General features: G+C 40.1%; 7 protein-coding genes. 5 read left to right on the plus strand and 2 right to left on the minus strand.

The features are described from left to right. Nucleotides 1–2 precede the first annotated feature (2 nt). Nucleotides 3–698 carry a TonB family protein gene (locus tag MTO68_RS04035; RefSeq protein ID WP_244015140.1) on the minus strand — a complete coding sequence of 232 codons (696 nt, stop codon included), beginning with the start codon at nucleotides 696–698 and terminating at the stop codon, nucleotides 3–5. Between the two features lie 151 nt (nucleotides 699–849). After that, the gene (locus tag MTO68_RS04040; protein WP_244015142.1) at nucleotides 850–3525 is read right to left on the minus strand and encodes a TonB-dependent receptor; all 2676 of its coding nucleotides are present in this window, start codon (nucleotides 3523–3525) and stop codon (nucleotides 850–852) included. A gap of 729 nt (nucleotides 3526–4254) precedes the next feature. Here MTO68_RS04040 and MTO68_RS04045 point away from each other — a divergent pair. The 5 genes from MTO68_RS04045 (at nucleotide 4255) to MTO68_RS04065 (ending at nucleotide 12045) form a co-directional block, all read left to right on the plus strand. After that, entirely contained in the window at nucleotides 4255–6039 is a 1785-nt protein-coding gene (locus MTO68_RS04045; protein WP_244015144.1) for an ABC transporter substrate-binding protein, read from the plus strand. Nucleotides 6040–6121: 82 nt separating this feature from the next. After that, nucleotides 6122–7867 (plus strand): ABC transporter substrate-binding protein, encoded by a 1746-nt coding sequence (locus MTO68_RS04050; RefSeq protein WP_244015951.1) that lies wholly within the window; start codon nucleotides 6122–6124, stop codon nucleotides 7865–7867. Between the two features lie 67 nt (nucleotides 7868–7934). Then, a complete protein-coding gene (locus MTO68_RS04055) occupies nucleotides 7935–9944 on the plus strand; it encodes a M3 family metallopeptidase (protein ID WP_244015146.1) in 2010 nt (669 codons plus the stop codon). 14 nt (nucleotides 9945–9958) lie between these two features. After that, entirely contained in the window at nucleotides 9959–10897 is a 939-nt protein-coding gene (locus MTO68_RS04060) for an ABC transporter permease (protein WP_004722891.1), read from the plus strand. An 8-nt stretch (nucleotides 10898–10905) separates the two neighbouring features. Beyond that, entirely contained in the window at nucleotides 10906–12045 is a 1140-nt protein-coding gene (locus tag MTO68_RS04065; RefSeq protein ID WP_056515294.1) for an ABC transporter permease, read from the plus strand. The last annotated feature ends 4 nt before the right edge of the window (nucleotides 12046–12049 follow it).

Consider the following 12049-nt stretch of genomic DNA (forward strand, 5'->3'; position numbering starts at 1 on the left):
GATTAATTCAGTACAAATTCATAAGGTATGTCATACCAAGAATCTTGAGGTTCACCATTCTTTAACGCAGGTTTAAACTTACATAAGCTAAAAGCTTTCGCAGCCGCTTTGTCTAAGCTTTTACTCCCACTCGATTTTTTTACTTTGGCTTCTTTAACCTTTCCATCACTACCCACAAATACCGAAATAAGAACCTCACCTTGCTCTTCGTTTTGTAAAGATTCACGTGGGTAATCAGGTGTTTTACAACCCGCTTCTCCACTCGATACACCTCGTGTTTCACCTGCTGGTTTGGGTTTTGCTGGTTCAGGTTTTGGCGTCGTTTCAGGTTTTGGCGTCGGTGTTGGCTCAGGACTCTCTGAGGTTTTTGGCGTTGGTGTAGGTTTAGCCGTCTGCTTTGGTGTTGGTGTCGGTTTTTCCATTGATTTTTCAGTCGGCTTTGGATCTGGTGTTTTCAATACTTTCTCCACCAACTTTGGCAGTACTGGTGGCTTTTCAATGGGTTTAGGTTTTTCTGGTTCAGGTTTTTTGTCCTGAATAATCAGTAATTCAACAGGTTCATCCGCTGGTTTTTCAACTGTCTTGGATAAACCTGTAATCAAGCCATAGAGAATGATTAGATGCAGTAAGATGACTGCTCCAATCCCGATCAGGCGTTTGGAAGAATTATTTTCTAATTCTGAAAAATTCTTGCCCATTGCTACTCCTGAAATGAGAGACAAACAATAAATAGTAAAAGAGAGACGATAAAAAAATTCTGTTCAATTCTTTTGTTTGGCTAAGTGAATGAATCAATTTCGCAAACACCGTGACTAGGTTAGATCTAGACCATGTTTGCGAAATGCCCAATTAGAATTTGTAAGTTGCTCTGACGTAATATGCGCGACCTGTTGGGTCTGCATAACTGGAGTCATAACCATATTGGAAATTATCCTTCACGTTGGATGCAGGCGGATCCTGGTCAAAGATATTTTTGATCCCACCAGTAAGTTCTAAGTTCTTGAATCCATTATAAGTGCCCGCAATGTTATACAGGATGTAATCACTGACACGATGGTTGTCATATTTGGCTTCACCAATAGAATTTGAGTCTTTATAACCACGACTAAATTGTTGCTCAAAGATCATTTTCCAGTTGTCGTAACTCCAATTGACATTGGCAACATGTTTCCAGCGTGAATAGACTTGTTGGTTATAATAGCTACCTGCACGGCTGATCCATTCACCGTCTTTTTCTTCTTGTTTGTCATATTTAATGACATAGGTCCCATCAATACCAAAACCAAAACGCCCTGTTTTAGTCACAGGTGTGAGATAGTTCAAACTTAAATCAACCCCTTGAGTTTTAATTCCACCCATATTGATCAAAGTCGTACTCACATATTTGATCCGTCCATCTGCATCACGGACAAATAAACTTGAATATTTGTTTGGGTCAGCAAAAATAATTGAATCGGAAATCGTATCGATCAAATTATCCACTTTGATGTTGTAGTAATCTGCTGTGAATACCAGATTTTTGATTGGCTCAAACACAAGCCCAGCAGTATAAGATGTTGACTCTTCAGCTTTTAAGTCGGGATTTCCGCCTTGCATACGTTTAAATTGAACTTTACATTCTGTTTGGTATTCTGGTTCAGTTGGGGCGCCATCTGGGCAGAGTACTGGGTCATTGTATTTTGGACCAGTGTAGGTTTGGCTCTGTGGTGAGTTGATTTCGTATAAGCTTGGTGCACGGAAACCTGTACTGTATGAGGTGCGGAACATCAATTGCTTTAACGGTTCCCAACGTAAAGCGACTTTTGGATTGAAGGTATCGCCAAAGTCACTATAGTCATCATAGCGTGCTGCAAGTTGCGCTTCTAAATTGGCTAAAATCGGGATATGTAATTCAGTGAATACCGCAGAGATATCTCGATCACCTTTACTCACAGGTTTATCTGGATCTGTACCACTACCAGGTACTTGTCTGACGATCTCAGCATTAATTTTTTGATCCCAATTTTGTTTGGTAAAACTTCCGCCTAAGGCAAATCCAACCTCACCTGCGGGTAGTGTATAGATTGGACGAGATACGGTGACATCAAATGAGGTTGAGTCTAAGCTGGCTTTATTGGTATCTCCTTTAACCTCAAAGGATTTCCAAATATTAGCATCGGCTGAAGGGCCAAATGGATTGAGTGAACCATTATTTAAAGCGGCCTGAACCTTACTTTGATTGAGATAACCCGCATTAAAGCTATCTGTTGCTTCACTTTTTGCATAGGTTAAACCGGCATTGATATCCCAACCATAGGCTTCACCTTCAATTCCTGCAAATGCACGATGTGAATCATTGATTGTTTTACCTGAGCGATTTCCACCTTGTGAACGCAGATAGAGTTGTAAATCTCCATCGCTGAGTCCATTCACTGCAGGGACAATACCTTTGCCAGGATAATATTGACTTGTCGAGGGTAGGGTGACCGAACGGCTATATACATCGGGTGCAACTGAAGTGGTGACCTCATTGCGCGAGAAGATATATTCTCCAATCAGATTAAATTTATCTGAAAGTTTAAAGGTTCCACGACCAAGCGCTGAAATTGTTTCAACTTCTGGGGTAATCCCAATTAATGCTTGGGTATTGAGATAACATAATCCGCCATCTGCAACGACATTAGGCGTGTTATTACAATTTGTATTGCCATATGGATTTGCCAAAATATTATTTTTTGGATCAAGAAAATTTGCAGGGAATCCATTTATTGAACTGGCATCTAGACCGAGTTCAGGGATCACACCACCACGTCGACTGATCTTGCGGTCTTTTGCCATGATATTGTTGGTTTTGCGATAATCGACTACACCGTAAACGTTAAAGCCTTGTTCATCCAGATCACCATAGCCCCCAAAGATGGAAATATCTTGTTTATCACCACCACTGGCTTCGGGCTGAGTTGCACCCACACTGATGTTGAGGCCTTCAAAGGATTTTTTGGTTATAAAATTGATGACACCACCAATTGCATCTGCACCATAAACAGCAGATGCACCATCACGAAGGACTTCGATACGTTCAACCATTGCCATTGGAATAATATTAAGGTTGGTGGTTGATGTACTAAACGGACTATAAGCTAAACGACGACCATTCAATAAGACCAGTGTTTTATTTGTTCCTAAACCACGTAAATTGGCTGATGAACCCTCGGTATTACTTCTCCCGATGTTTTGAGAGGTAGAAAAACCAGCTTGGTTTGAACTGACTTTGGTCAAGGCTTCTTCGACAGTGGTTACCCCTTGTTTGGCTAAATCTTCACCTTTAATAATGGTAATGGGTGAAGCACTTTGAGCTGCAACCCCTTTAATTGAAGACCCTGTAACTGTGACTTTGGCTACTTTTGTTGGCTGTGTTGTTTCTTCAGTTTCTGCTGCATGCGCTAGCGATAGGCACATCATACTTAGACTAAGCGTACTTAATTTTAGTAACGTTTTCCCCATCGTTGGCGATCCCAAAGTGCAAACATTTTTGTTTACTTTCATATTTTCAGACATCCATTTTTTTTTGTACTTAGCGATATTGCTGCATTGCTTTCTAGCAATTCAAGTGCCAACTATCTAATTATATGTTTTAAAAATATACAAAAAAATGATAAGAATTTACGTGACTAGTGTTTAATCTCCTTATTCATCCGTGACTTGATAGTAGAAAAATAAGTTTGGAAGTCGGCCTGATTAATGTTAATACAATATGAAGGTGTGATTAAAAAACACTCAATAGACTTTAGTTTTTCTTTATATTTGGTTGTTAATTAAAGAGTTTAACTATATTTAATGAGTGGTATAACTATTAATTATGGCTTTATTTTTGCTATTAATTATTTTAAATCAAAAGATTAAATGAATATTTATAGTGTTTGATAAAATAAGTGATCAATTTTGGAACGTGTGTGTACTTAAATTGTGCATTATGAGTAGTTCTGATAAATGATATCTGAATTTAATATTTAGATTGGTACTGAAGATGACGATAGGATGTCAGTCACAGATAATCATTGAATAAATGTGATTTTATTACGGTAAAAATAAACAAAATTTAGAAGGGGTAAGTGTAGTGGCATGATATTCGCTTTGTATTTAATACTGTTATATCGTTCAATTTTTCACTATTGTTAATTTAACGTTCTGGTTCGGCACCAAAGCAGCAATCGACAGGATGATGGTGCTGCCAGTATTCTGTTTAAATAATTTGATGAATAAAAATACATAGGTGTGAATTTGGAATCCAAGCTTTTACAATTTGCGTTGTTGGTCGGTGCAATGGGTTGTGGGGAAATGGCGATTGCGAAAACGCCTGCACAACCGAATAAAATCCTGAATTTGGCTTTTGAAGCACCAGATGATGGTTTTGATATGGTGAAAACCTATAATTTCTACAGTGGAAATATTGCAGAGGCGATATTTGAACCCTTACTCAAATATGATTATCTAGCTCGTCCCGTGGTATTGGTACCCAATACGGCACAAGCATTGCCAAAAATAGAACAAGAGGGCAAGGTCTATACTTTTAAAATACAACCCGGCATTTATTTTACCGATGATCCTGCGTTCAAAGGCAAACGACGTGAGCTGACTGCCCAAGATTATATTTATTCGATTCAACGTGTGAGTGATCCAAAAAACCATTCGCCTACCTATTCTTTTATTGATGGCAAAATCCAAGGCTTAGAGCAAGTGGTTGCCAATGCGAAAAAGATAGGCAAGTTTAATTACGATGCGCCTATTTCAGGGCTTAAAGCTTTAGACAAATACACCCTACAATTCACCTTAACCCGTGCAGATTATAATTTTCCTTATATTTTGGCCTATGTCACTTTTAGCGGAACAGCGCGTGAAGTTGTTGAGTTTTATGGTGATCGTATCGGGCAGCATCCTGTAGGTACAGGCGCTTATCAACTGAGTAAATACGTACCACGCAGTAAAATTGAGCTGGTGGCAAATCCTGACTATCGTGGCTTTATTTGGAATTATAAATCGACAGGAACGGCATGGGATAACCAACTTGTCAAAGAAATGTCGGGCAAAAAAATGCCCCAAGTCGGTAAGGTTGTCGTGAGTATTATTGATGAAGAACAGTCAAGGTGGTTGGCATTTAAGTCAGGCCAATTGGATTTTGACAAATTAACCTCAAATGCGGTTCCACAGGCTTTAAACGGCACACAATTAAAACCAGAACTTAAACAACAGGGCATTCAACATTTTCCCAATAAAGACCCTGAAATCACCTATACCATGTTCAATATGAAAGATCCGATTGTGGGAGGGTATAGTCTAGACAAAATAGCGCTTCGCCGTGCCATTACCTTGGCATATAACCAACAAGAAGCGATTAAGCAACTTTATAAAGGTCAAGCGGTGAGAGCTGAAATGTTGGTGCCAGATGGGGTGCAAGGGCACAATGCTCAATATAGAAGTAGTGTTGCCTATAACCCGTTATTGGCCAATAAATTACTGGATCGATTTGGTTATAAGAAAGGTAAAGATGGTTATCGAACTTTACCCAACGGGCAGCCATTTACGCTGAAATATAATACTGAAAATAGCTCAAGCTCAGTCATTCATTCTGAGTTATGGAAGAAAAACTTAGATGCTATTGGGGTGCGTGTTGAATTTAAGGTCAGTAATTTTGCCGATAATTTAAAAGAAGCCATGCAGTGTAAACATATGATTTGGGGTGGGGCATGGATTGCTGATTTTCCTGAAGGAGAAAATTTTGCTCAGTTGCTTTATGGTCCAAACTCAGGCAAAGGAAATTTAAGTTGCTATCAATCCAAAGCTTATGATGCACTGTATCAGCAAGCGTTAACTTTACCGCCACAACAACGAACGCCATTTTATGAAAAAATCAGTCGGCAGATAGAGGCAGATAACCCTTGGATTATTCATAGTACCCGTATTCGCAATTGGTTGTTGCAACCACAAGTTCAAGGCTATAAAGCACATCCAATGATCAATACCGTTTGGCAATACCTTGATGTTCAGCCAGTTAAAAAATAACCAGATGAAGTTGAATAAAATGATGAAGGATGATTTAAATCAAAAGTTAAAGCAGATTGGGGTCAGTGCATTCTTGGGCGGCATGCTCATGACAGGCACGATGAATGTATTTGCCAAAAGCCCAGCGGATCCAAATAAAGTTTTACGTTATGTTTTCCCCGTTGCAGAAACGGGTTTTGATCCAGCAGGCACCCAAGATCTTTATTCTGCGCATGTGCATAATTCAATATTTGAAGGCTTATATACCTACGATTATTTAGCAACACCCGCCAAATTAGTACCCCGTACCGCAGTGAGCCTGCCTGAAGTCAGTGCTGATGGTTTAACCTATACTTTTAAAATTCAAAAAGGAATTTATTTTGCCAAAGATCCTGTATTTAAAGGCAAAGCCCGTGAATTAACCGCGCAAGACTATGTTTATTCTTATAAACGGTTGTTAGACCCAAGTTTGCATTCGCCCAATAGTTGGTTGTTTGATGACAAAATTCTAGGCATGGACAAAGTGCTTGAGCAAGCTAAAAAAACAGGCAAGTTTAATTATGATCTACCTGTTGCAGGGCTTCAGGCCACAGATCGTTATACCTTGGTGATTAAACTGAAACAAGTTGATCAAAACTTCCCAATGCTGTTAGCACATCAACCAGCTGGTGCAGTGGCACGAGAAGTGATTGAACACTATCGAGATCGGTCTGGCTTTGCCATGGCCCATCCTGTCGGAACAGGTCCCTATGTCTTGGCAAAATGGACACCTGGCTCACGGATTATCCTGAAAGCCAATCCAGATTATCGTGGTTATGTTTGGGATTTCAAAGCATCCACACCAGAAGATCAAAAAATTGTCGATGCGATGAAAGGCAAAAAAATGCCGCAAATCGGTGTGGTCGATATTCAAGTGATGGAAGAATCACAATCGCGCTGGTTATCATTTAGTAAAGATGAAACTGATTTATTTGTGCTGGATGGTGATCTCAGTGTTCAAGCCATCCAAGACGGTCAGCTTAAACCCGAACTTGCTAAAAAAGGTATTCAACTTTCCCGTATTGCCGATCCTTCAATTGATTATTATTACTGGAATATGCAAAACCCTGTTGTTGGTGGTTTGAGTAAAGAAAAAATTGCTTTACGCCGTGCCATGGCAATGGCCTTTTCACCTGATAATCAAATTAAGATTTTGATGAAGGGTGATGCACAACGCTTACAATTCCCCATCCCTTATGGGGTGATTGGGCATGATCCAAACTATAAAACCAGTATTCCTTATTCCGTTAAAGCGGCCAATCTACTGTTAGATCGTTATCACTATAAGGTTGCTGCCGATGGCTGGCGTACCTTGCCGAATGGCAAACCCTTGCTGATTGAATTAACTGTTTATGGAAATAGTACACGTAGTCAGCAAAGTGCTGAATTTTGGAAAAAGACTTTAGACAATATCAAGGTCAAAATGACCACCAAATCCTTGCCTTTTGCGGAAGGTTTAAAAGCTGAAAAACAATGTAAAACCATGTTTAAGGGATCAGCTTGGATTGCCGACTATCCCGATGCAGATAACTTTATGCAGCTGTTTTATGGAAAGAATATTCATGCAACCAATAGTGCATGTATGAAAATTCCTGAATATGATCGCTTATATGAACAAACCCAAAAATTGAAACCGGGTCCTGAGCGTGATGCTTTATATCATAAGATGGCGCGGATATTAGAGATGTATATGCCGGTACAAATGGCATCGACGCGTTATCGCAATGCTTTGGCGCAACCGCGGGTCATCGGCTTTAAAAAGCATCCGATTATTCCATCGGAATGGATGTATTTTGATATGAAAAAATAACCTCTATCAAAAGCTTAAAAATAAACAGATTGAAATTTGAAAATGAATAAATGAAAGATTGGAGAAAATGAAAATGAAGCGATTTAAATTAACCACACTCTGTATGTTGTCAATGGGTATGGGGCAATGGGCCTTTGCAGAAACCGAACGCAGTACTTTACCCAAGTTTCAGGCCAAAGATATCCCGGCCCAATGTGATGCAAAAATTGCAGACGTTAAAACCAAGTTGGCTGAATTTGCCAAAGTTAAACTCAAAAATAATGCGCCTGCTGGAGCAGTATTGGCAAAGTGGGATCAAATTTTTGCAGAGTTTGAAGATTTTTATGGGCCGATTAATTTAGCCAGTAATGTTGACCCAAGCGCAGATTTACGTAAAGCCGCAGAAGATTGTGAAGTTAAAATCAGTCAGTTTCAAACTGAAGTGTATCAAGATGGAAAGCTTTATCAGCAAATTAAAAAAACCAAAGCCAGTGATGAGATTGACCGTAAATATCGCCAAGATATTTTAGATGGTTTTGAAGATACAGGGGTACAACTGCCCGCAGAAAAACAAGCACGTTTAAAAGTGATTTTAGATGAATTGACCAAGATTCAACAAGAATATGCCCGCAACATTCGAGACAATCCTGAAAAATTAGAATTTACCCCAGCCGAGCTAAAGGGCTTACCAGAAAGCTATATTGCCAATCTAAAGAAAAATGAAAAAGGCAATTACCTGTTGGGTTTTGACTACCCAGAATACCGTCCTTTTATGGAATTGGCAGACAGTGATGATGCGCGTAAACGTTATCAAATTGCTTATACCCGCCGTGGTACTGAAAAGAATTTAGTGTTACTTAAACAAGCGATTGATTTACGGCATGAACTTGCACAATTATTTGGTAAAGCCAGTTATGCCGATTGGGCATTGAAAAATCGTATGGCCAAGAATCCTGAAACGGTCAATAAATTCCTCAATGAGGTACATAGTACGGTTGCGCCATTAGAGAAAAAAGAAGTGCAAACACTGCGTGAATTTAAAGCCAAGACCTTAAATATTCCAATGGAAAAAGCGGAAATTAATCGTTGGAGTGAGGGCTATTGGAGCGAAAAATTACGTCAAGAAAAGTACAAAATTGACCAAGAAAAAATGCGTGAATATTTCCCGACTCAAGCATCACAAGATTGGTTATTTGCAATTTCATCAAATCTATACGGGATTGAATTTAAGCCTGCCAAGGTTGATGTCTGGCAAGATGAAGTTGAATATTACGATGTCACAGATCGGAAAACAGGTCAGCTTTTAGGTGGTTTATATATCGATAAATTTCCACGTGAAGGAAAGTATGGTCATGCAGCGGTGTGGGGGGTTAAGGGTGGTAGTACCCTGACCCAGCGTAAACCGATTTCAGCCTTAGTCACCAACTTTAACCGTAAAGGTTTAAACAGTGATGAACTGGAAACTTTTGTGCATGAGTTTGGACATGCTTTACATGGAATTTTGTCAAACACCCGTTATGCCTCGCAATCTGGTACCTCAGTCGAGCGAGATTTTGTTGAAGCACCTTCACAGATGTATGAAGAATGGGCACGCCGTAAAGAAACGCTGTCGACCTTAGCCGATTATTGTAAACCAGCCTGTCCACGTGTCGATGATGAATTGATTGGCAAATTAAAAGCCGTTAAAAACTATGGTCGTGGTTTGTTCTATTCTCGTCAAACCTTATACGCACAATACGATATGGCACTGCATACCGCAGATGCTTTAAAAACCCAGCCTTTAGACGTATGGAAAAAACTCGAAAACCAAACCGCCTTAGGGTATGTACCAACCACAGAATTCCCAGGACAATTTGGTCATATTATGGGCGGATATCAAGTTGGCTATTATGGCTATATGTGGTCTGAAGTGATGGCCTTAGACATGCTTTCTGCTTTTGGCGATAACTTAAATAATCCAGAGGTTGGAGCACGTTATCGTAAAGCGATTTTGTCACAAGGTGGACAAAAGAAAGCAGAGCAGCTGGTGGTTGATTTCTTGGGTAGAGAACCGGATAACAAGGCATTCTTTCAAGAAATTACCGGTCAACGTGATTAAAAGGAATTAGAACTATGCTGGCATATATCACGCGCCGTATATGGCAAATGATTCCGACCATGTTGGGAGTCGTGTTGCTGATTTTCTTTCTATTTAACTGGGTGGGTGGAGATCCTGCTTATATCCTTGCTGGAAAAATGGCAAACCCTGAACAGATTGAAAATATTCGTCAGCAACTTGGGGTAGATCAACCATATTATGTTCAATTGTGGATTTTTATTAAGCAAATCCTGACTTTTGATTATGGCAATAGCTGGAGTACCGGGGAATCGGTTTCAAACATTATCCTGACCCGTTTAGGTCCATCACTGACCATCATTATTCCACTGACAATTTTACAAACTGTAATTTCAATCATTCTGGCTTTGGCTGTTGCTTCGGTACGTGGTTCATTGACGGATCGTATGGTGATGTTGTTATGTACCATTGGGATGTCGATCAGTATTTTGGTGTATATCATCGTATTTCAGTACGGTCTTGCCTATAAGCTGGGATGGTTTCCGGTACAAGGTTGGAGCGATAGTCTCAGTGAAAATCTATTGCAATACGCACTATTGCCAATCTTAATCATGTTGGTGGTGAGTATTGCACCGACTTTACGTCTATACCGTAGCTTTGTCTTGGATGAAGTCAATCAGGACTATGTCCGTACTGCACGGGCAAAAGGGGTCGGTGAGGGACGTATCTTAGGTGTACATGTACTGCGTAATGCATCTATTCCGATTATTACCGATGTGATGTCGAGCCTGCCAGCGTTATTGATTGGAGCATTTTTAATTGAGCGATTTTTTGGTATTCCGGGGATTGGGCGAGAAGTCATTATTGCAGTAGAACGAAGCGACTTTCCAGTGATTAAGGCAATCACGGTCTATGTTGCCGCTGCGACCATGATTTTTAACCTGATCGCTGATTTGATTTATAAAGTGGTTGATCCACGCGTACAGTTGAAGTAGGTGGGATGATGCTCGGAATTTTATCGAAAAAAGTAGACGCCCAAGAACAACAGACTTCTCCCGGTTTATGGCGATTGGCGATGCGACGTTTAAAAGCAGATCGTATTGCTATGCTGTCGTTATTGGTGTTGCTGTGTTATTTCATCATATTGGTACTCTCCATGACGGGTGTGATTGCATCAAATTGGAATAAAGAAGTAGCCGTGAGTTATGCGCCACCTACATTTATCGGGGCAGATCAAAACACGCAAGATTCTGCAAAAAAAGCCGCAACTGTAGAGGCCTTACCTGAAAATCCTGTTGATCCTTTAAAAGATGTGATCAAGGAGTTAAATACTGAAATTGCAACAGAACAAGCTTCAGGTGGCGCGATTGACTACTACGGTATTCAAGATCCACTTGCAGAAGATATGAAAGCCATTGATCAGCAATTGGGTGGGCATTTACTTGATCAGCAAAGTGAACTCAAACAAACCTTGCCTTTCGGTGCAGATAAATGGGGACAGGATGTTGTACTCAAAACCATTAAAGGCGCAGAAACCTCAATTATTGTGGGCTTGATCTCGGCGTTATTGGCCGTGGTAATCGGCACATTCTTAGGGGCAATTGCTGGTTACTTTGGTGGTTGGGTGGATGATGTTCTAAACTGGTTTTATAACATTTTTACCTCGATACCTTATCTATTGTTGGTGTTAGCGATTGCCGCTGTATTGCAACAAAAGGGCATTCTTTCCATTGTTTTAATTCTTGGATTAACGGGTTGGACTGGGGTATTTCGTTTAATTCGTGCTGAATATATGAAACATAATTCACGCGAGTATGTACTGGCAGCCAAAGCAATTGGTGTCAGTAATACCCGACGGATGTTCGTGCATATTTTCCCTAATGTAAGCCATATTGCTTTGGTTCAGATGTCTATTTTGGTAGTTGCATTTATTAAGTCTGAAGTGATTTTAAGCTTCTTGGGCTTTGGTGTACCTGTGGGTGTGGTGTCATGGGGCAGTATGTTGAATGAAGCGCAAAGTGAGCTGATTTTAGGTAAATGGTGGCAATTGGTGGCAGCCTCAGTGGCGATGGCCGTGCTTGTGACCGCATTTTCAATGTTTACAGATGCATTGCGTGATGCATTAGACCCTAAACTAAAATAAGGAG

The organism is Acinetobacter sp. NyZ410 (assembly GCF_022828975.1).
In the GTDB taxonomy this organism is placed as follows: Bacteria; Pseudomonadota; Gammaproteobacteria; order Pseudomonadales; family Moraxellaceae; genus Acinetobacter; species Acinetobacter guillouiae.

Excerpts from the sequence above, each read along its gene's own strand:
- MTO68_RS04035 (WP_244015140.1), bottom strand. The coding sequence starts at position 698 with ATGGGCAAGAATTTTTCAGAATTAGAAAATAATTCTTCCAAACGCCTG.
- MTO68_RS04040 (WP_244015142.1), bottom strand. The coding sequence starts at position 3,525 with ATGAAAGTAAACAAAAATGTTTGCACTTTGGGATCGCCAACGATGGGG.
- MTO68_RS04050 (WP_244015951.1), top strand. The coding sequence starts at position 6,122 with ATGCTCATGACAGGCACGATGAATGTATTTGCCAAAAGCCCAGCGGAT.
- MTO68_RS04055 (WP_244015146.1), top strand. The coding sequence starts at position 7,935 with ATGAAAATGAAGCGATTTAAATTAACCACACTCTGTATGTTGTCAATG.
- MTO68_RS04060 (WP_004722891.1), top strand. The coding sequence starts at position 9,959 with ATGCTGGCATATATCACGCGCCGTATATGGCAAATGATTCCGACCATG.
- MTO68_RS04065 (WP_056515294.1), top strand. The coding sequence starts at position 10,906 with ATGCTCGGAATTTTATCGAAAAAAGTAGACGCCCAAGAACAACAGACT.